This window comes from Sulfobacillus thermosulfidooxidans DSM 9293 (assembly GCF_900176145.1).
GTDB lineage: Bacteria > Bacillota > Sulfobacillia > Sulfobacillales > Sulfobacillaceae > Sulfobacillus > Sulfobacillus thermosulfidooxidans.
On the sequence record NZ_FWWY01000001.1, the window covers coordinates 2443440 to 2466377 of the forward strand.

The 22938-nt window shown below is 48.3% G+C and carries 11 protein-coding genes, 1 pseudogene, 1 CRISPR repeat array and 1 riboswitch (1 of these 14 cut by a window edge); of the genes and pseudogenes, 9 read left to right on the forward strand and 3 right to left on the reverse strand.

All coding sequences use genetic code 11. The features are described 5' to 3' along the window. A CRISPR array of direct repeats spans positions 1-3327; the repeat unit is 30 nt; unit sequence GTTTGTAGCCTACCTATGAGGAATTGAAAC (it extends 656 nt beyond the left edge of the window). A 101-nt stretch (positions 3328-3428) separates the two neighbouring features. Beyond that, positions 3429-3525, forward strand: a riboswitch (guanidine-I (ykkC/yxkD leader). A gap of 81 nt (positions 3526-3606) precedes the next feature. From B8987_RS12250 to B8987_RS12265, 4 genes are all read left to right on the forward strand, one after another. Further along, the gene (locus B8987_RS12250) at positions 3607-4326 is read left to right on the forward strand and encodes an urea amidolyase associated protein UAAP1 (RefSeq protein WP_020373555.1); all 720 of its coding nucleotides are present in this window, start codon (positions 3607-3609) and stop codon (positions 4324-4326) included. A gap of 35 nt (positions 4327-4361) precedes the next feature. Then, positions 4362-5003 carry an urea amidolyase associated protein UAAP2 gene (locus tag B8987_RS12255; protein WP_020373556.1) on the forward strand — a complete coding sequence of 214 codons (642 nt, stop codon included), beginning with the start codon at positions 4362-4364 and terminating at the stop codon, positions 5001-5003. A 19-nt stretch (positions 5004-5022) separates the two neighbouring features. Then, positions 5023-8640 carry an urea carboxylase gene (gene uca / locus B8987_RS12260; RefSeq protein WP_020373557.1) on the forward strand — a complete coding sequence of 1206 codons (3618 nt, stop codon included), beginning with the start codon at positions 5023-5025 and terminating at the stop codon, positions 8638-8640. Positions 8641-8709: 69 nt separating this feature from the next. Continuing rightward, entirely contained in the window at positions 8710-9099 is a 390-nt protein-coding gene (locus tag B8987_RS12265) for an allophanate hydrolase-related protein (protein ID WP_020373558.1), read from the forward strand. Between the two features lie 242 nt (positions 9100-9341). Here the strand turns inward: B8987_RS12265 and B8987_RS20025 are convergent, their stop codons facing one another. Together B8987_RS20025 and B8987_RS12280 are read right to left on the reverse strand one after the other, a co-directional pair. Next, positions 9342-11909 carry an amino acid permease gene (locus tag B8987_RS20025; RefSeq protein ID WP_020373559.1) on the reverse strand — a complete coding sequence of 856 codons (2568 nt, stop codon included), beginning with the start codon at positions 11907-11909 and terminating at the stop codon, positions 9342-9344. A 47-nt stretch (positions 11910-11956) separates the two neighbouring features. Continuing rightward, on the reverse strand, positions 11957-12814 hold the full coding sequence (locus B8987_RS12280) for an MBL fold metallo-hydrolase (RefSeq protein ID WP_020373560.1): 858 nt from the start codon (positions 12812-12814) through the stop codon (positions 11957-11959). Positions 12815-13282: 468 nt separating this feature from the next. Between B8987_RS12280 and B8987_RS12285 the strand changes: the two genes are divergently transcribed. Next, entirely contained in the window at positions 13283-13750 is a 468-nt protein-coding gene (locus tag B8987_RS12285) for a GNAT family N-acetyltransferase (protein WP_020373561.1), read from the forward strand. A gap of 699 nt (positions 13751-14449) precedes the next feature. After that, positions 14450-15190, forward strand: coding sequence for a hypothetical protein (locus B8987_RS19405; protein ID WP_139793548.1), 741 nt, complete (start codon positions 14450-14452; stop codon positions 15188-15190). Here B8987_RS19405 and B8987_RS12295 read toward each other — a convergent pair. Next, positions 15179-16636 carry an RNA-guided endonuclease InsQ/TnpB family protein gene (locus B8987_RS12295; RefSeq protein WP_084661653.1) on the reverse strand — a complete coding sequence of 486 codons (1458 nt, stop codon included), beginning with the start codon at positions 16634-16636 and terminating at the stop codon, positions 15179-15181. The genes B8987_RS19405 and B8987_RS12295 overlap by 12 nt on opposite strands. A gap of 141 nt (positions 16637-16777) precedes the next feature. Here B8987_RS12295 and tnpA point away from each other — a divergent pair. The 3 genes and pseudogenes from tnpA to B8987_RS12310 all read left to right on the forward strand — a co-directional run. Next, positions 16778-17137: pseudogene (tnpA, locus tag B8987_RS12300) on the forward strand (IS200/IS605 family transposase); the annotation flags it as partial. Positions 17138-17167: 30 nt separating this feature from the next. Further along, complete coding sequence (locus B8987_RS12305) at positions 17168-18109, forward strand: hypothetical protein (RefSeq protein WP_020373565.1); 942 nt, start codon at positions 17168-17170, stop codon at positions 18107-18109. A gap of 5 nt (positions 18110-18114) precedes the next feature. Continuing rightward, positions 18115-22710: a DEAD/DEAH box helicase gene (locus tag B8987_RS12310; RefSeq protein ID WP_020373566.1), complete on the forward strand. Its 4596-nt coding sequence runs from the start codon at positions 18115-18117 to the stop codon at positions 22708-22710. The last annotated feature ends 228 nt before the right edge of the window (positions 22711-22938 follow it).

Consider the following 22938-nt stretch of genomic DNA (forward strand, 5'->3'; position numbering starts at 1 on the left):
ATTATATCAGATTCAGTTTGTAGCCTACCTATGAGGAATTGAAACTAATATATCCCGTATCGGACAGAATGGAGTTCTGTCCGGTTTGTAGCCTACCTATGAGGAATTGAAACACATACATCCAGTCTTGGCCGGCATTGTACACCACCAGTTTGTAGCCTACCTATGAGGAATTGAAACCCTGAGCCGTCTCCCACTCCTTCGCCCGGGTTTCCGACGTTTGTAGCCTACCTATGAGGAATTGAAACATCCAGATCGTCGATCAACTTCGACTGCGTTGCCAGCGTTTGTAGCCTACCTATGAGGAATTGAAACAATCAGTAACCACGCTAACCCTCCTCTACGACTGAACCGTTTGTAGCCTACCTATGAGGAATTGAAACCTTCGGCTCCCGATCTAAAGGAGGGATTTCTTTGGTTTGTAGCCTACCTATGAGGAATTGAAACGCACTGCCTAAGCTTCCGGATGTGGCTCGCTTGAGTTTGTAGCCTACCTATGAGGAATTGAAACCCGTCCTTCCACAAATCGCTCACGTTCGGGACGGTGAGTTTGTAGCCTACCTATGAGGAATTGAAACCTCACCGGCATCAAAGGCGGCGTCTCGGAGCTCTCGTTTGTAGCCTACCTATGAGGAATTGAAACCCCGAAAGCAGCTTCAAAGATGTCCAACGAGCCGTCCGGGTTTGTAGCCTACCTATGAGGAATTGAAACCTCTCGGCGAATCCGCAAATCAGCAACCCGAACTTGATGTTTGTAGCCTACCTATGAGGAATTGAAACTCCGAAAAGCTCCACCACGTACACCTTGACGGATCCAGTTTGTAGCCTACCTATGAGGAATTGAAACCCGAATAGGCCGTGGTGCCGACTGGGGATGATGACGGTTTGTAGCCTACCTATGAGGAATTGAAACAACATCGAACGCCTTTTTGAGTGCCGTGATGATCGGTTTGTAGCCTACCTATGAGGAATTGAAACGAGTAGGTGGACAACGTGCTGTCAAAGAGATAGAAGTGTTTGTAGCCTACCTATGAGGAATTGAAACCGGTCATCAACAATACCTCTTCGGCAGTCGGTGTCGTTTGTAGCCTACCTATGAGGAATTGAAACCAGCGCCGATACGGTGGAGGTTTCGACTCGGGGTGTTTGTAGCCTACCTATGAGGAATTGAAACAATCTCACGATCCAACACAATCGCCAGCGCAATCATGTTTGTAGCCTACCTATGAGGAATTGAAACAATAGAAAGGATGTGATCAGAATTGGCTACAGCTAGTTTGTAGCCTACCTATGAGGAATTGAAACAAAAAATCGACATAGCCATAAACGGCACGGATTTTAACGTTTGTAGCCTACCTATGAGGAATTGAAACTCTTCATAATGCCACCGCCTCCAGCGTAGGAGCCACGTCGTTTGTAGCCTACCTATGAGGAATTGAAACCTGCCCGCCAGCTTCACAACCCCAGCCGACATCACTAGAGTTTGTAGCCTACCTATGAGGAATTGAAACGAAGAATTCGACCAAAACCCCATCATCATTTGCAGGAGTTTGTAGCCTACCTATGAGGAATTGAAACAAGAATCTGTATCGCAGTAATAGACTGTGTTTCCCAGTTTGTAGCCTACCTATGAGGAATTGAAACTATCAACGGTAGGCGTCGTGACCGGAGGCGTAGAGCCCGGGTTTGTAGCCTACCTATGAGGAATTGAAACCTCGATCACGAATCCGTTTGGCTCAGTGATGTCGGAGTTTGTAGCCTACCTATGAGGAATTGAAACTTGTCCTGGTCGGCGGTCTTTTCCTGCTGAACCGGTATGTTTGTAGCCTACCTATGAGGAATTGAAACCCTCTTCGGCTGCGCCGCAATCATCGTCGGCCATGTTTGTAGCCTACCTATGAGGAATTGAAACACCATCTTCGCAACTCCCGGTATCGAGGTATAATCTAGAGTTTGTAGCCTACCTATGAGGAATTGAAACGCAATAGTGTCTGCGGGGTCCGCATTCAGAATCGCTCGGTTTGTAGCCTACCTATGAGGAATTGAAACGATGATTGCAACCGCAATGGTGGCTTCGGGGCAGTATGACGTTTGTAGCCTACCTATGAGGAATTGAAACTGGTGCACGATGTTGATGCGGCTCCCGTCCTCCGCGTTTGTAGCCTACCTATGAGGAATTGAAACTCGATCAGTCCACATCGGGGACACGTGCGCGACGTATTGGTTTGTAGCCTACCTATGAGGAATTGAAACACGGCGACAAACTGGAACCCCATCCGGAGCAAGCGCCGTTTGTAGCCTACCTATGAGGAATTGAAACATTCTGGTAATGGTCTGGAAGGGAGGAGAGGACCTTGGGTTTGTAGCCTACCTATGAGGAATTGAAACCCGGTCATGAGCTGGGTGGAATTGCTCGGGACAGCCCGGGGGTTTGTAGCCTACCTATGAGGAATTGAAACGAACTCTGCTCCTCGATACCGGCGATGGCACAGGTAGCGTTTGTAGCCTACCTATGAGGAATTGAAACAAGACTTTGGTGGCGACCCGAATAGCGCGGATGCCCAGTTTGTAGCCTACCTATGAGGAATTGAAACAACCAAATCATCCCAAGCCGACTTAATGCTGGTGCGGTAGTTTGTAGCCTACCTATGAGGAATTGAAACGTCTCACTAAGATTAGGATAGTCCAAGTGAGACCAAGTTTGTAGCCTACCTATGAGGAATTGAAACTCCACCGTCACCGGCGGGGATCCCCCATAGGCTGCTGGTTTGTAGCCTACCTATGAGGAATTGAAACGCCACCAACTTCCTCAGCAACCAGCGCGTGATTGAGTTTGTAGCCTACCTATGAGGAATTGAAACCATCTTTGTGTGATCCGATACAAGGGGTATCGGATCGTTTGTAGCCTACCTATGAGGAATTGAAACGGCGTCGTTCTCGGCTAAAAAGATGAGCTTCAGCGAGAGTTTGTAGCCTACCTATGAGGAATTGAAACAAGCTGACTGGGCCATCGCATATGCCCAATCTGGTAAGTTTGTAGCCTACCTATGAGGAATTGAAACTTCATATTTCCGAGGAGATGCGGCGCGGTTATGTCGAGAGTTTGTAGCCTACCTATGAGGAATTGAAACCCCGGTGGTGAGATCCACGATTTGCACCAAGCCCCCTGTTTGTAGCCTACCTATGAGGAATTGAAACCGCTGATAAAGGGCTTCGCCCAGGCGGGTTGTCGGGTTTGTAGCCTACCTATGAGGAATTGAAACAGGCCGTCAACATTCCTGGCGTGTCCAGTTTTGTGTTTGTAGCCTACCTATGAGGAATTGAAACATGAGTCTTTCCCATAGATGCTATTTTTGTTAAGATAACCAAAGATTGCGGAAACATTTTGACAATGGATGAGTGGTCTGCTACCATAAGCACAAATTTCATCAAAGGTTTGCTAGGGTTCCGCTGGGAAGACTAGGACTGGTCCAAGAGCAAACGGCTCACGATTGAGCTACACGGAAGGATAAAAGCCTGGGAGATTTCATCAAGACGGCAGTCTTGGGAGTCTCCCAGGCTTTTTTATAAAACGCCATCTTCTTATCACAGGGAGGTTTCTGCCAAATGGAAATTATGTGGAGTAAAACCTTGCGACCTGGAGGCAAATGGTCGGGAATTGTGGGCCGCGGCAAGTTGTTACGCTTTACCGCGCTAGAAGGCGGTGCCAATCTCTCGATGTTGCTCTATAATGCTTGGAATCCATGTGAACGGTATAACATGCCAGATACCTTGAAAGCTCAACACACGGCCTATTTAACCGCAGGGAATGTCCTCATGAGTGATAACGGGCGGGTGCTCGCGAGTATTACCGCCGATACCGTGGGTTGGCATGATACCATAAGTGGCTATAGTTTCCGCCATGATATCGATAGGAAATACGGTGTCACCCGTTATCAAGATGAGCGCAATGAGTGGTTTCGCAGTGGTCAAGAGAATTTTGCTGTTGAACTGGTGCGAAATGGTTTGACTTTGCGCGATTTGGTTCCGCCTGTCAATCTCTTCGCGAAAGTTTCGGTGGACGATGATGGCCAGTTGATATTTCATCCCAACCACTGTCCCCAAGGGGGTCAGGTGACCTTGCGGACCGATATGGATTTATTGCTTATTTTGTCGAATACGCCAAATCCTTTGGATCCCCGCTCCACCTATCCATCGACCCCAGTACAGGTTGACATTTTGCCAGCGAATCCGGTGGGCGGTGATGACATTTGTGTCACACATTGTCCAGAAAACCTCAGGGCTTTTGAAAATACTTGGGAGTATTATGCCCTGCGTAATGCCTAGATAAAAAAGCTTGAGAAGAGGAAAGGATGAACGAGATGCCCTTGATTGAAAGTCCGCGTAAAGTGGAAGACGCCATTTATGACCGGATATTGCCTTCGGGAGAAGGATGGACGCACACATTGCAACCCGGGCAAGTCCTTAGGATTATCGATTTGGAAGGCAATCAAGCTGTCGATACCTTATTTTATGATGCTGACAATCTTGAAGATCATTACAGTGCCATCGCGACCATAACGGGACAAGGTAACTTGTATCTGACCACAGGGACGATCCTCCGTGCCGAGTCGGGCAAGGCGCTTTTGCGCATTGTGGCCGATACATGCGGGCGTCATGACACCGTCGGCGGAGCCTGTTCCGCTCAAAGTAATGGGGTGCGCTATGACCGGTCTTTGGAGTGGATGCATAATTGTCGCGATACCTTTATGTTGCAGTTATCCCGCTATGATGACCGTTTACAAAAGCGCGATTTAGCACCCAATATCAATTTCTTTATGAATGTTCCTGTCACCTCTGACGGATCTTTAGAGTTTGCTGATGGGATTTCGGCTCCCGGTCGCTATGTGGAATTAGAATCTCTCACCCGTACCCTGGTTTTAATCAGCAATTGTCCTCAGCTGAATAATCCCTGCAACGCCTATAATCCCACGCCCATTCGTCTCGTGATTTGGGAAAATTAATCCGAATTGAGGGAGAGCCATGTTTAACAAAGTGCTAATTGCCAACCGTGGCGCCATTGCCGTCCGTATTGCCCGGACATTGAAGAAGATGGGCATTGCTTCGGTTGCGGTATATACATCAGCTGACCAGGACAGTTTGCATGTCGACGTGGCGGATGAGGCGGTGTGTATTGGCGAAGGCCCGGCTCCGGAAAGTTATTTAAATGCACGCGTAATTCTCGATACGGCCCTGGCCATGGGGGTGGACGCCGTGCATCCCGGATACGGATTTCTTAGCGAAAATGCGGAGTTTGCCCAACAATGTTTAGAAAAAGGCATCGCTTTTATTGGTCCCTCTCCGGAACACATCGCCATGTTTGGTCAAAAACATACCGCCCGGGCCATTGCGGAACAAGCGGGTGTTCCGATTGTTCCCGGCTCAGGATTACTAGAGAACCTGGACCAAGCGCTTGAAGTCGCATCGGATATTGGATATCCGGTGATGTTAAAGGCCACGGCCGGTGGTGGCGGCATTGGAATGCAGATCTGTCAGGACCCGGACGCATTAACGCGAGCCTTTGAGTCCGTTACCCGGGTTGCCGCGCTTCACTTTCACAACGGTGGGGTGTTCGTTGAGAAATATATTCCCCAGGCACGACATATTGAAGTGCAAATTTTTGGGCAAGCAACCGGCGAGATTGTCACGTTAGGCGAAAGAGATTGTTCGTTACAGCGCCGGAATCAAAAAGTCGTGGAAGAAACTCCAGCCCCCGGGTTGTCTTTTGAAGTCCGTGCAAGAATGGAACAGGCTGCTAAACGGTTAGCTGAAATCGTGCATTACCGCAATGCAGGCACCATCGAATTTATTTATGATGTGGATTCAACCCAGTTTTATTTTTTGGAAGTCAACACGCGGCTTCAAGTGGAACACGGCATTACGGAAGAAATTTTTGGTATCGATTTGGTAGAGTGGCAGGTAAAGGAAGCTGCTGGAGATTTTATTGACGGGTTTTCTGATACGTTGCAACCCCAAGGACATAGTCTTGAAGTCCGAATTTACGCGGAAGACCCGGGCAACCAATTTCGTCCCAGCACGGGTCTTATTGATACCGTGGAATTTCCGGACTTTGCCCGGGTCGATACATGGGTTCGTCCCGGTATTGTGATTTCGCCCTATTATGATTCCATGTTGGCGAAAATCATTGTCCATGGTCCAACACGGGATGAAGCGCTTAGAAAAATGCGCGCGGCCTTAGACCATACCCGTTTTTATGGCGTGGCGACAAACCGCCATTACTTACGATCCTTATTCGAACAACCAGCGGTCATTGAGGGAACAGTGTTTACGCAGTTCCTTGCCGATTTTAATCCGGCCGAACCTGCTTTAGAAGTCTTAAATCCGGGTTTACAAACCACGGTTCAAGACTGGCCTGGACGTCTTGGCTATTGGCAGGTGGGAGTCCCTCCGAGTGGTCCGATGGATGCCTTGTCTTTTCGCTTGGGCAATTTGTTGTTAGGTAATGAGGAAGGCGCCCCAGGTCTTGAAATGACCCTACGCGGTGGGACCTACCGCTTCCGTGATGATATCTGGTTTTGTGTAACCGGAGCACCCATGAATCCAAGACTCGATGGGGAGCCCATACCCTTATATCATCCCATGATGGCCAAACGGGGGCAGGTATTGCAGCTGGACGAAGCTGCTTATGGCATGCGGACCTATCTTACGGTAGCGGGAGGATTAGATATTCCCAAAACGTTAGGGAGCGGGTCCACCTTCACATTAGGAGGATTTGGTGGGCATAGCGGTCGTGCGTTACAAGTCGGCGATGTTCTTGGAATATGCCGCAAGGATCCAATCAAGCCCTTTCGGGGCACTTTGCCGTCAACGAAACAACCCGCCATGAGCCATCATTGGACAATTGGCGTCATTCCCGGTCCCCATTGCTCAACCGAATTTCTTCAACCGAGCTACCTGCCTCTGCTCGTGCAGACGACATGGGAAGTGCATTTCAACAGTTCACGCACAGGGGTACGACTTATTGGTCCCCCACCTCCCTGGGCGCGCCAAGATGGGGGCGACGCGGGTCTTCATCCCTCTAATATTCATGATAACGCGTATGCTGTTGGCACATTGGACCTAACGGGGGATATGCCGATTCTCTTAGGGCCTGATGGTCCGAGTCTCGGTGGGTTTGTTTGTCCCGTGACGACGGCCACGGCAGAATTATGGAAAATCGGGCAATTGCGGCCGGGAGACACCATCTCCTTTCGGCTATTAACCATAGAAGAAGCGGAACAGTGCTTAACCCAACAGGAGGATTTTCTTCAGCATTTGGCAGAAGACATGAGAGCATTACCCGCGTGTCTCTTTGCTGAGTCAGGCCAGTTAGCCAATACACCAAATTACCCGTTGCTTTACCAAAATTCGCGGTCGTCTCCATTTGCGATGACGATCCGGGCCGATGGCGACCAAGCGCTCTTAGTCGAATATGGTCCGATGGAATTAGATTTGCGACTGCGCTTTCAGGTCCATGCGTTAATGACGGCCCTGCAAAACATTGACGAGTTGCCCATCATTGATCTGACGCCAGGGATTCGTTCGCTGCATATTCATTTCGATCCTCGGCGAATGACTCTCCAAAAAATGGCGGATATCGTGCGTCAGGTCAATGACTATCTTCCCCCGTTGGAATCCATCTCCGTACCCTCGCGCATTGTTCGCTTACCGTTATCGTGGGATGATCCCGCGACCCAACTGGCCATTAAGCGTTACCAACAAAATGTGCGGCCGGATGCGCCATGGTGTCCGAGCAATTTGGAGTTTATCCGCCGGATTAACGGTCTTGATGCGATCGACGATGTCAAAGACATCGTGTTTTCAGCAACATACCTCGTTTTAGGGCTCGGAGATGTCTATCTCGGGGCGCCCGTGGCAACGCCGATCGATCCCCGCCACCGCCTTATTACCACTAAGTACAACCCGGCACGCACATGGACTCCGGAAAACGCGGTGGGAATCGGTGGCGCTTATTTATGTGTCTATGGGATGGAGGGACCCGGAGGCTATCAATTTGTTGGGCGGACAGTGCAAATGTGGAATAAATGGCGCACGACCCAAAGTTTTCAACCCCGCCGACCGTGGTTGCTTCGCTTTTTCGATCAAATTCAATTTTATCCGGTGTCTGCAGAAGAACTCCTCCAACTCCGGCAAGATTTTCTTCGCGGACGCTTTGAGGTCGATATCCAGGAGACGATATTTGACTTGGGCAGTTACTTGCGAGAACTCGACCACATTCAGACGAGTGTCGAAAACTTTCGCCGGCGTCAACAACAGAGCTTTCAAGCCGAACGCGACCGATGGCGTGCTTTGGGTGTGGCGGAATATGTTTCGGCAGATACGGCGGCCTTATCACAAGAAACAGAGCACGTGGTACTTGGAACCGCCGTACCGAGCACCTTGCCCGGCAGTGTTTGGAAAGTCTTAGTTCAAGTGGGTGACGAGGTCACGGACGCTCAGACGCTGGTGGTGTTGGAAAGCATGAAAATGGAGTTTGCCATTGTCGCACCTACCTCTGGCGTGGTGGCTGCAATTTATGTGAAACCTGGAGATCAAGTGCGGCCGGGTCAATGGCTGATCGACCTGGTCGATCGTGAGTAAATTATGACGGCATTATGAGAAATTTCTAAGGACGCTGCGATACGAACTGACCAGAAGGGGTGCAAATGGATGACAATTTTTGTTAATGGAGAATTGATGCGAGGTTTATCTATGCACGATATGATGCAAGGAGCCAACTATATCAAAGACGCCGTCACAGCCCCTATTTACCGGTTATTTTCCATTGATGATCGCTATCCCGCAATGGTGATGGCGCAACCTTTCGAAGATGGGTACCCCGTTCCTGGGGAAATATATGAGATTCCTCATAGCCTGTGGCCGCAAATCATGGCCAATGAGCGGCAGCTTGGTCTCTATGCCGGATCTATTTGGTTGAGTGATGGTCATGCGATGCGCGGCATTTTATCGGTGAGAGAACTATGCGAAGGTTACCCAGATATTTCATCGTATGGGGGATGGCGAGCTTACCGAGACAGTTTGCAGGCAGGGAACAAATAGAAAAAAGGAAAGAAAGAGCGCAGAAGAATAAGATGATGGGGGTCTCGCTATTCTCCTGACAGATTTGTAGGACGTCACTTTTTGTTGTGTCATTTGTTGTTTAATAGGGTTTTTCTCAAGATGCAGCAGCGCATTTTGAGTCGTTCCCGGATACGGGAATGCATTCCATAACAGGTAGGGCGGTGGCGTTAGTTCGCCACCGTCCCCTGATTTGATAATCATTAATCGGAAAGAAAAGAGAGTTATAGTACGGTGAGAAATGAGACACCTACCGCTCCGACAAATCCACTGTCGATATTCCCATAATCTGAGGTGACAGCGCGAGCGACACGGTAGCGGTGATACCAGATCAACTGTTGACGAAACGGCAGAATTTGGGACGGTTTCGCCTCTTGCACATAATGCTGATCGTGATACTGGCGTAAGCGGTGCCACGGCATACTGGGCATGGCATGATGGACATTATGGTAAACAAAATTGAGGACGAGGAGATTCAAAACGGGCCACTTTTGTGATAGCAAATTGGTATAGGTATTCTCTTCTTCGTAAGTTCTACTCCGCGATGGAATTTCCGGCGAGGGCGCTCCGGGTGTTGCCACAATAGGTTCATAGGTATGCTGAAACGCGTCGATAAAGCGAAGCACGGTGATAAACAACAGGGTTGCGAGAACATACCCCAAAGCGGCTGGCCAATGCCACCATAAAATGCCCAACCATAAGGCGCTCCGGATGATGAGGGTGGTTAATACGCGGTAACGGTGAGGCAAGCGCTGTGAAAATGGTTGAATAACCATCACCCCGCGCATGAGCATCTCAACGGCTGGAAAATATGCCCACTCTAACAGCATGACCATCTTGGCGAAGAGGGGATGTTTGTGTAACCAGGCGCGAAAGTCAAAGGAGATGACATCGGCTTTTTGAAAATGGTGGGCCAGATGTTTCTTTTCGGCCCTGGGAAGGTAGGATAAGCAGCCTCCATTAATCCAACTCATGACTGTCATCATGCGTGCGTTCGTGGATTTTGAGCGAAATATGGTGTGATGCACCAACTCGTGAAAGAAATAGGCCGAGATAATCATGCTGTGGGCTAATAGTATAATCCCGAGAACAAAGAGCGCGATGTGTCGGGAAAACAGTAAGAACCAGCCCCCAAAATAGCCCGCGAAAATATAGATTAAGGCCGCCAGATTGGGGACAATGCCGTCTGAATAGCGGAAAATCTTGTGAAGAGGCCTATGGAGCCATGTTGTTGAGGATGGTAGGTGTGTTTCCGGAAATGCCATGCTTTTGTCCCCTTCATCGAAATACCTCTCAAACATGGAAGAGGGAATAACAGGGGATCCTGTTATTCCGCTTCGACTTCGATTTTCTTCTTCAAACTCTGCTAAGGGTTCAGGATGATCACTGCTAAAGTGAAGCAGCACCGCTTCACTTAAAGGCTGGCTTCGTTTTCGCAAGTGATATCCATAGTGAAAGTAGGCAAGAACCAGAGAACCAATCATGATAATGGGCGCATATACGGCAGGCACTATAGGGGGATAGAAGGTAAAGAACACCCCAAAGGCGATTAAGACTAAAGACAGAGCGGGCAATATGCCAAAGGCAATCACATGATAACGGGCGCTACGGTCATAAAATTTCAATAAGCCGACGTTACCCAACGCATGACCAAGAAACTCTCCCATCGTGGCAATGAGGATTAAGACCAAGAAGGCGTTGGAGAGTCCCAAAATACTTTCGGCTAAGAGCCCTGCAAGGACGGCAACAGCGCCTACAGTTAATACAGCAGCATATGGCGTTTGATATTTAGGATGGATCCGGCCAAGAAATTTGGGCCACAAGTCACTATGAGCAAAAGTCAAGGTGATGCGGGTCACCACGATTGTGCTGGCGACATTCATCCCGATAAGACTGTTGAGCACGAAAAGAACAAACAGCAATTCGGCTTTTAATCCTAAATAATGTTGGACGATAAGGAGGCCGGGAATGCTGGACTGTGCAAACTGACTCATGTGTAAGTAACCCCAGCCGACGGTTAGGGAATAGGAGACAATGATAAACATCAGGACAACAAGGCCGGAAGCTAAATACAAAGCTGCCCGAATGGTCCGGTGAGCCGTTTTTGCTTCGGCTCCCAAATAGACGGCGGCTGTGGAACCCGACATGCCAAAGGATGCGACCAGGGCGCCGACGGCTAACCCACTAATGCCATGAGCAGCTAAAGCCGGATGATAAACGGCGGCGGTATTGATGGTGTGCGGAGAAAAGATAATGACCGCACTTAAAATCAGGAGCATAACCATTTCGACTAAGGCCGTAATCACACCGTAATTGAGGGAGGAACGGACGCCCAGATAGGTCAGAATGGTGGAAGGAATGACGAACAAGATGGTAAAGACATACGCCATCTGAGTGGGCATATTCCATCCAAGCTGAGGGGCTACAGACTGTACCAATAAGGAGAAAAAGACAATATTGGTGGCCAAGAGCGCGGCATAATAGACTACATAGGCAACCCCAGCCAAGTATCCCCAGCGTCCTCCCATACTGCGGCCCACAAAATATGCCATACCGCCGGCACCTGCGAGCTTCTTGGAAAATTGATAGGGGGTATTGATCCACAAAAACACCATGAGACCCCCTAATAAATAGGCTAAGGGCAAGGCGCCTAAGGCGTATCCAGCAGCGGCCGTTAACGCGGCGACCATGGAGGCCAAGGGGCCATTTGATATGAGACCTTGAGCTAAGACATGCCAAAAATTCACCGCATTGCGGGGTAACGACGAGGTCTGGGATTCGGAACGGGTCATAGAAATTCCTCCTTCATGGCTCAATGCGTATTTTTCGATTCCGTCTTTTAACTTTTCGGGAATGATGACGGGTGTAGGGACTGATGGTATTCCTCCCAAATCGTTTTGAGATTCCGTTCATGGGCTGACTTGAGTCCTAGGGGTATAGGACGACCTTGATAGAACAGGGAATTGGCTTGGGCGAGCACATCAGACCAGGCGTCATGTTGTTGCTTTGCGGTTTCGACGAGGTGGCATAAGTCATCAATATAACCATGAGCTGAGTCAATCCGTGCCGAAATTTCGGTTCCATCAGCGGGCGGTCCATGTTGGGACATGAGAGTGGTAATGGACGATTGTTGAACCAATTCGGTGATTACCTGAAGGCTGTGCTTGTAATCGGGCAATGAGGCATTAATAAAAGGGAATTCTAGACTTGATAAATAGTCGCCAACGAACAGAACGTTCTTATAGGTAAAGCTCATGCTGTCAAGAGTGTGCCCCGGAGTATGGAAGAACTGAAAGGGGCCGACGGTTTCGTGGTGGTGCACAGGATAGTGGATTTTTGCGAATGGTAAGGATCCTTGTTCCCACGGCCTGTCGACATAGAATTCGGTATCGAAGTGTTCAAGTTGCCGGATGGCACGTTCTTCATTGTCGCGGTCCCACGCACTAGAGGTCACGACTGCATATTCCGGAAAATATGGAACTCCCGCGATGTGGTCAAAATGGGAGTGAGTCAGAATGAGTAGACGACTTCGCGAGGGAATTTCATAGGGCTTTAAAAAGCTACGAAGCGCTGCGATTTCACCAGGAAAAAATCCGGGATCCACGACAACAAGATAATCATCGTCGATGATGACGATGCTGTTGAGTTGTTGCACCACACTGGTAAAGACAAACACGTGATCTGTGATATTTTTCACATGGTTCCTCCTGTTCATGTTGACGAGGTGAACATCACGCATCGTGTGTGGATCGACGGGTATTGTAAAGAACACATTGATCAATGGTGCCGCATATCTCTCACGGGACTTCGCATCATACCTTACGCATCGGGCATCAATGTAACACGTAATGAGAAGATATTTGAATACAATGTTAGGAACATCAGATTACAAGGCGTTAAAATGACATTAAATATCATATCTACGTAAGAAATTATACTCAGTGATGGAAGATTTGACGTTGTGTGTTGGCACAAAATAATCCAGAAAACTTGTATAAATATCGCCGCAATTTCTATAGAGAACAAATAAAAGATGGTAGGCTTATTTCTGCATTGGATAATGGTCTCAGCAAGCAGGAAGAATTGCGAGAGCTGACGAATGCCATAGAGTCTTATAAATTCCTTAGAGGAACAACATCACCGCAAAGGAGTAAACACGGACAGGATGCAAACATTCGCACGGATGAAGGATTCTTTTATCGTATCCACGGATCCGGCCTTGCTTGACAAGGAAACTATATTTTCTTATCTCCATCATGAAGCGTATTGGTCTTTAGGATTGCCCCGGGATGTTTTTGAGAAAAGCTTGGAGCATTCGTTATGTTTTGGGATTTATCAGCACAATACGCAATTGGGATTTGCTCGGGTTATATCAGATTTTTCGACCTTCGCTTATTTATGCGATGTCTTTATTTTGACTCCTTATAGAGGACAAGGGTTGGGTAAGTGGTTAATGGAATCGATTATGGATCATCCCGATCTGCAAGGATTAAGACGATTTTATTTGGTCACGCGTGATGCCCATGGCCTTTATAAACATTATGGCTTTTCTTCTCTGGACGATTGTGGACGGCATATGGAAAAAGTCGTGCCAGCAAAAGTCCTCTACGAGCGAGGTCAAAATCAAGAGTAATAAAATACTAAGGGCAATCAACCTGAACCATTTTGGCGACGGAACATCAGCGCGCGATGCGGTAATAACGTGTAGATTTAGTGGGATGCACAAGCGTAAATAACCAACAGTATTGTCAATTAAGCGGTATAATTGATAAAAGTGTGACAATATTCCTGTTAAGACATTTTTTATCAAGAAGGCGACGTGATGAAAAAATCATGGTGGCTTGTTATCCCATTACTGGTGATGGGGAGCGTCTTGTGGAAACTTAAGAACGCTCAGAAACAGACAATGGTTCCTGAGGACGTTATCGATTTACAGTCAAAAAATGAATTTTCTTCGTCTCCTTTTTCTCTGCCGCCTGCAAATATGTTAGCATCCGACGCTACCATGCTGTTCGATACAAATTCTCAATACGCTTCACAATCCGATTTGATGAGCAAGTCAAATGACATCGAGGAAGATATTAAGAGTGTCGAGGTGCCAAAATCACTTACACCACAACAGACATCGCACCTTATCCAGCCTCATACCCAACCACCCATAAGGAATTTAGGACATTCCCGACATAGGTCTACTCTGTTAAGACCGGCACGCAGATATCAACATATTTCATCTCGGCGCACTTTATCATCGAAACCGACATTGCGTTGTGAACGTTATGGTATGGGGTGGCGGATTATACTGCCCACTACCCAACGAGTCGTAATACCGAACATGCATCGCAATGCACCGAGGACCAATCGCCGTCATGAAGTGGTGGTGACCAAATTGCCAGTCTCTATCCATAATGGGCGTGTGACCTCAACGTTTCCTCCTCATCCAGATCGCGTATTGGCATTTCGTCTTTATCTTAACCGGGGCCGGTACGTAGAGAATATTCAAGGAGACGGACCTTATTTACTTGTTGTACCTATGGATTACCATGTTAATTCACAACCTTCGGCTATCCCGCAGACGGTCTTCATCGACGGATTTCAAGGATGGTTCATCGAATCCATTGCTCACACCAAGATATTGGATGCCAATCAACAGGTGATACGAAAATGGGTAGATAACGTCATCCAGCCCGAATTGCTTGGCAATGTTTTGGCAGAAGCCTCTGAAAGTGCGGTTCCGTGGTTTATGGAAGAACCTAAGATTGGCGGAACATGGACCGGGACTCGGAAAATTGTCATGGGGTTAGAGCAAGGTCAAGAGTCCTGGTGGGCTCGCCAAGAACTGCTGTTTTCCGAAGGAATAGTGCCTGAACTGCCACGGATTCCTACCAATACGGGATGGTATTTTGTACGCTTTTATGATGAAAATGATCACTTATTATCGTCTTTGTCATTTCGGTGGGCAAAGGATTTGAAGAATGTTTCTTACCGACATGAGGATACGGGAACTCTAATCACTTTTCAACATCGAGGACATCTTCTGAATGAACTCTCCCGCCACCTAACCCTATCGGGTTGAGGTGGGGGTTTCCCGGATCACTCCGCGAAGTTCCTGGTTCTGCGACCTGTGCATGTCCGTCTTTGACGGAGCACGTCTTATGTGAGTCTCCCCAGGCGTGACTTCGGACCGTTCCGGCCCTAGTGTCCGAAAAATCCGCGTCGTTTTACGCGATGTCGTAAGCGGTTCTCCGGACAGGAGTTTCTGAATCCCGCGTTTTTTGATCACGCGGGCGGCATTGTGGTCCGCATTATCCCTGTGTCCGCAGCGTTGACAGACAAACGCAGCCTGGGAAGGCCGATTGTCCGGGGCAGTGAATGTACACTCAGCACATTCCTGCGAACTGTGTTGGGGCGGAACCGTGATGACGAGTTTGCCTCGGCGCCGTGCTTTATAGCGCGTGAACATGACCACCTGTCCCCATGCCGAGGCGAGAATAGCCCGGTTCAGGCCCGCTTTCGCGGCCCGCCCGTTGGGCAGAAAATGGCCTTGGGCGTCTTTTTTTGCTTTGGGCCGTTTGGTCATCTGCTGGATAGGCAGATTCTCAAAGACGTACAGGTCGTAGGCTGCGTGGACCACAAGCGCGTGACTGGTCTGATGCGCATACTCGTGTCGGACGTTCTTTTCGTACTGGGGGTAGTGAGCCACTTTTCGGTAGGCTTTCTTCTGATTTTGCGAACCTTTTTTTCTGCGGGCAGCCCGTCGTTGCCAGCGTCGGTGCTGCTGCCGCGCTTTCTGGATTCGGGTTTGCTGCACCGGTAGGAGATCAAACACGTGACCGTCGGAGGTCATGAGGGGCTTGGCAATCCCGCGATCTCCGCCGAGCGTGCGCTCGGCGAGTTGGTCAGCAGAGAGGTGCCGTAAATCCTCGGCGATGCGTTCGGTTGCCGCGTCTCCCTCCTTGCCGGGAATCGTGACGGTCAGATCCTCCGCCGCAAACGAGAGCCACCACTGTCCCCCTTCGATGGCAAGATATATCGAAGCCGGCACAGCGTGCGGCCGATGGGCCACATACGGGATGATCCCGACGGGAAATTTGTCGGTACCGACATGCAGGTGATACCCGCACACCGCGCCGGGGGTGTCATCGACTATCGGACGAAATTCGAACAACTCCGAGGTCAGCCAGACACTTTGTCGCCCGGATTTCCGCTTCATCTTTGGGCGACCACTCAGTTTCTTAAAAAACCGTTGATAGGCTTGTCGCCAGCGCACCGCGCCATTGCGCAACACTGGGGAGGGCACTTGGCGGAGGAATGCGGTCTTTGCCGTAATGAAGCGGCTGTACTGTTGGTCGACAGGAATGTCTTCGCCCACAGTCCCGACCATCCGCCGCTGAAATCGGCGAAAATAGCGATCTTCTTGCACTTTGGCGTTGTAGATGAGGCGTTGACACCCGATCCACTGGAGCAAGATCGGCTCCTGCTCTGGACTCGGATACAGGCGAAACTTATACCCGTTCAGCATGCCCTCACCTCCTTGCGTTGACTCAGACTTCTATTATATCATTAAGCTACTATGAATGACACAGAAATGATGTCTGCCTCACATGCAGTGTACTCTCTTCGGCTACATATCGTCTTCGTGACCAAATAGCGAAGGAAGACATTAACGTCAGAACTCCTCGCGGCCTTGCGAGAGGCGTTCGCAGAAATCCTGAACGACTGGCGCTGTACCCTGATTGAGTTCGGGGGGGAAGCAGATCATGTCCATTTGCTGGTGGGTATCCATCCTGCGCTGAACCTGTCTACCTTGATTAACAATCTTAAGTCCGCCAGTGCGCGGCAGATGCGCAATCGATTTGCCGATCATTTAGCGAAATTCTATTGGAAGCCATACTTCTGGCATCGCGCATATTATGTCGGGAGCGTCGGTGAAGCCTCGCTGGAGACGGTGAAACGTTACGTCGAAGCCCAAGGGACGCAAGAAAAACCCCGCAAGGCGGCCAAGAGGCCGCCGCCCGCTTGACCCCCTCTTGGCTATCGCCTAAGAAGGGGCATGCGCGGGCATTGTGTTCATCCTCAAAATGATAATCCCGATATTGTATTGGTTCAGAACAATCCTCTAACCCATGAAATAACGTACTTCATTCCTTTTGGGCCTCAGTGGGATCATTTAGCGTGGACAATTGAAGATATTGAAGATCGGTCTTCGGTTGTGATGCCGCTTACGCTACGTCGCATATATTGGACCGTTGAAAGCGAGGACGACACGAAAGAGACACATTGGGTCCATCATCTCATTTCACTTCCCAAATCAGTGATGTCATTGTCTTCGGACTGGATGTTACGACTAAACACTGGGGGAGAACCGCGTAAGATCACCATCAGCGGAGGATCTAATCACGTGACTCTGCAGAGTTCTAAAGAGGGCGAATTGATCGTCCCTTTCTACAAATGTGCAACATGGTTTGCATTGACAGACCAAACGCTCGAATTGACTGTTAATATCCCAGGAGAATCTGGTTCGCCTTTTGAAGTGATTCGTTGGTTTCGCCAGGGTCAATGCTTACGATGCCAGAAGACATTTGCGGACAACGACATGCTCAGGGAACATGTCCAGACTCATCAGCCTTCCTTTCGCATGGTCACCAATTATCCTGATTACCAACAATATGCTATCCAATTGGGTGTGAATATGGATTTACCACGACGAGTTTATGTGTGTCCCTACTGTAATGACTATGTGCGCGATAATCAGATGATAGATAGCATGAGTAGTGAGATGGCTCGGCACCAGAAACAAAAACACGCGAATGAGCAGGCAAAGACGTCTCTTCGACTATTTACGCTAACGAGTGTCAGCCAAATAGAAGATTTCATGAAACAGCATTTGCCGCCCATTGTCCAGTGTGAGGAGTGCCGACGTCCTATGCTAGAAAGCCATTGGGCTGAACACGCTGAAGAACATCTTAATCGATTAATCCTATGGGATGAGTGATCGCGATGGAACCCTTTGTTGAAAAAGATTTCTTTGATTATGTCGGCGAACATTATCTCCGGTATCTGCGTACGACCTTTCCATTTCGTGATCCAGAAATCCGCCATTCCTTTGAAAAGACTTTGGCAGAAGATACATTGATTAAGGGACCGTTTTTAGAATCATTACCGCGCTTTGCTCGAGGAATAAGTCTAACGGAACTTCTTCACGAAGAATGCCCTGCCGTGCGTTGGGATTCCGGTTTTCTTCAAGCGGTTACTGCCGATAGACCATTGTATCAGCATCAAGAAGATGCGATTCGTAATGCTTTGCGCCAGCGCAACACCATTATTGCAACAGGAACCGGCAGCGGTAAAACAGAATCTTTTTTGTTGCCAATCCTAATCAGTTTATATCTAGAATTTCAACGGGAAACTACGCATATTCCGGGAGTGCGTGCGATAATTCTGTATCCTATGAATGCTCTTGTGGCCGATCAGCGCGAAAGGTTGGGGACGATAGCCGAAAGGCTTGAAACGACGCAATCCCGGTTCCGATTTAGTTTTGGACAATATATTGGCGCTACCCCAGATTCTTCCGAGGACCGTTTTCGGCAACCCTACTCAGCCTATCCGTTTGAGTTGGTTACACGAAAACAAATACAAGAAACGCCACCTGACATCTTGATTACGAATTATTCGATGCTGGAATATTTGCTTTTACGGCCTCAAGATAGTGCATTATTTGACAATGGACGGGCTGCATTTTGGCGGTTTTTGGTGTTAGATGAGGCGCACCAATATCGCGGAGCAGAAGGTATGGAAATGGCTATGCTCCTCCGCCGCTTGAAGGATCGGTTGCAACAAGGTGGGGCGAGTGAACCGTTTACTTGTATAGCTACCAGTGCGAGTTTAGCAGATGGCCCTGGTAGAGCGAAGGAAGTGGCGGAATTCGCGCAAACCTTATTTAACGAACCTTTTGAGGCGCGCGATGTGATATTTGGCACGGAGCGTCCTCTGGTAATCCAACCGCAGTCTGCAAGTAATCCGGGAACCTACCAGCAACGGCTAAACCAGTTCGACGAACTACCAGAACATCCTGAATCCATCATTCAGGCATTAGTAACGGATAGTCGGTTTGATCAGTTTGTAAAAATATTATCTCAGGGGCCCGTGACAACCACTGATTTGGCTTCCCAAATATTCCCAGATTTCACAGGACCCGAACGTCAATCACACTTTAATTCGTTTGTACAATTGATTTCATTAGCTCAGGATCATGATGGACCGTTGTTTCCTTTACGTTATCACTTTTTCATTCGGGCTTTAGAAGGCGTCCGCATAACATTTGTTGAACCTGATTACCGTCCTCAACTATTATTGACCGGCATTAGTGAAGCGCCTGGCTTGAGCTTCGATCTAGCAATTTGTCAAAGCTGTGGCCAACATTATCTGTCTGGGAGGATTGTGGAGTTTCGGTGGGACTTAGCTATTACCGATCCGAGTCATGTGGAATATGCACCCGAATATTATCTACCGCGGACATCGGTTTTGAGCCGAAGCGATGTGGGAACAGCAATGAATGACTTGATAGCGGATACAACTGAGTCAGATCGGCCGATTTTGTGGTCTTTGTGTGTGATTTGTGGAACGGCTGGGCTTCAGGCAGCTCCGGAATGCTCCCATGAAACGCTAATCGTATTGCAACAAACCGCGATAGATGAGAACTCCGATCGTTTGACGTGTTTGGTTTGCGGAAAACACCAAATGAATATTATTCGTGATGTATTGCATGGGGCGGACGGTCCCCACGCCGTAATTGCCACGGCGATTCATGCGAAGTTGCCCCCCTCTCGTCGCAAGGTTCTTGCGTTTAGTGATAGTCGACATAGGGCGGCATTTTTTGCATGGTATTTGCAAGATTCCTACGAGACCATTGTTCGGCGTCATCATTTATATGATGCGCTTCGCCATTCCCGTCTTGATCCCGATGATATCAGTTTAGAAGATGCATGGACGGTTTATGCCAAATATCTACAGGACCATCGGCTTCTGAGTGAAGCGAGTAGTTACCGTTCTAGAAGCCGGCGAGCGTGGATTGATGTGATGAAAGAGTTGCTAGGGGATGAGGCACCACCTCCTTTGGCGGAAGTAGGATTGTTGCGAGGGACGGTCCTATTGCCTTCGTGGTGTCGTCTAGAGGACGTTTTTGGACCGCTGGGCTTATCAGCAGAACTAGCTAACGAATGTACACAATGGATATTAACATCTCTTGTTCAAGATCATGCAGTAGAAATGCCGTCCGACGAGATTGATTGGGACTGGGGCCAGTTGGATGAATATAAACCCCAGTCGGTAGCCGTCTTTGCCCCCCATCCCACTCAGCACGGCATTAGTGTGATTGATGGGCCTAAAACGAAACGAGTAGAAACGTTGGCAAAGATTCTTAGTCACAGTCATGACCCGGCGGACTGGCAGTCTGCTAAACCTTTGGCTCAAAAGTTGTTGCGGCAAATCTTTGTATTGATCGAACGTCAACAGCGTGCACAGCACGATATAGAACCACTTCTCATTGTCACGCATGAAGGATACCGCGTGAATTTAAAATGGTGGCGATGGTCTTTAGTAAATATAGACGATGTTTCAGCTTGTTCGTTGTGGATTTGCTCAGATTGTCGTCACATCAGCCCTGTCTATTTAGATGGCATGTGTTCGGAATATCGATGCCGGGGACAAATGCGTCGATTAGTGGATGGAGATCTTGCCGATAATCATTATACTCAACTCTATCAAGAAGATTTGCCCAGCCATCTGCGCGTAGAAGAACATACAGCGCAACTTGAACGCAACAAGGCACTGGAGTTTCAACAGGAATTTAAAGAGGGTGCAATCCATGTATTATCGAGCTCAACAACTTTTGAGTTGGGCGTAGACTTAGGAGATTTGAATATTGTATTTTTGCGCAATGTACCGCCAGAGAATTTTAATTATGCACAGCGTGTCGGTCGTGCTGGACGACGAGCTGGGATGCCTGGGATTGCGCTAACCTATTGTGGGCGCTCACCTCATGACCTTTATCATTTTGATCATCCCACACGGATGATTCGCGGAGAGACGTCTGTACCTGTAATTCGAATAGGCAATGAGGTCTTGGTTTTTCGGCACTGGATGGCGGTCCTTCTTTCATCGTACTTCCGCGTACCAAGTCACCAATCTCAATTCGGAACGATTCGGCAGTTGCTCAATGATATGAACCATCCCCAGTTTCTTGATTCGTTTCGCAGCTTTATCCAAATGAATCAAACAGAACTTCGGAATATGTTCTTGCGCATCATGCCTAAAGAGGTGCATGGACACGCCAATAATCTTTGGCAAGATGAAATCTTTTCGAACAATGGGCGTTTAGTGCGAGCGGTGACGGAAACTGTGAGCGATTGGCGTATGGCCCGAGATACAGAAGATGCGGCCCGCGCTAAGCGGGACTACCATCTTGCAGATTGGGCCTTGAAACGGGCGCGGGGAATCGAGCAAGAAAACGTGTTAACCTTTCTATCCCGGAAAGTTGTCATTCCAAAGTATGGATTTCCCGTAGACGTGGTTGAATTAGAATTGATAACCCGATCGACTGAATCACATGACGTGACCCTTCAACGGGATTTGACGTATGCGATTTCTGAGTTTGCCCCGTCCTCGCAGGTTATTGCGAATAAAAAGGTGTGGACTTCCGAAGCATTAAAACAGGTACCGGAAATAAGTTTACCCCAATTTCATTATAGGCGATGTATGGAACATGGAATTCTGCAACGGGTTCCAAAAGGTCAAACGTTTTGGCAATCTCCATGTTGTGCTCAAATGGAATGTTTTGACTATATTATTCCTGTATTTGGATTTGTAAGCTATAAAGAACCGCAGAATCCTACACGCCGGTTGGATCGTATCTTTTCCACACGGCCCTATTTAGTTAATGACATTAATGAAAAAGATAATGCGATTCTCGAGCAGGATACTTTGGATGACCTTCCTTTTATCGTCCACAGGGTTACACCGGGACGAATTGTTGTGATTTCTGAAGGAAAGAGAAGTCAAGGTTTTTATATTTGTCCAGAATGTGGCATGGCGAGTACGAAAATGGTCAGAAAACCTCATAAAACGCATTGGGGCAGGGTCTGTACTGGAAAAGCGTTGACTCCAGTCGCGTTAGGACATGAGTTTATGACAGATATTTTACGAATCGAGTTTCCTCAATATCACTCGTCATCTGTGGCCACAGCATTTGGAGTTGCCTATGCGATACAATACGCGGCCGCGCAAATTTTGGATATCCCTATGTCCGATATTAATGCCTTAGGCGATCGCTTTAATCCCATGTCTATTGTTCTTTATGATAATGTTCCGGGAGGTGCCGGGTTTGTGACGCAATTAGAACACACCGATGCGTTCATGGCTTGTCTAAAGGTCGCAATGGAACGGGTAAACGGTTCCTGCGGATGTGATGAACAGTCCAGTTGCTATGGATGCCTAAGAACATACAACAATCAGTTTATCCATCACCAATTGCACCGGGGCAACGTGTACCAGATTCTTCGAGAAATTTATCAAGATGCTGGGCATTTTCAAGTTTAAAACTATTTCCAAACCCAAACGCAAAAAACTACGAATTTCAATTCCTCATAGGTGGACTACCAACTGCATTTTGGAAATTTTGAAGATTGTTGAGGATAAAATTCCGAAAAGGCTACTGCGTATTGCTTTCGGGATTTGGGGATTGTTGTCGATCCCCATAGGTTTTGCATTAAGGATCGACGACAAAATCCATGAATTGATCCAGTGGATCAATTGGGAAGGTAATTG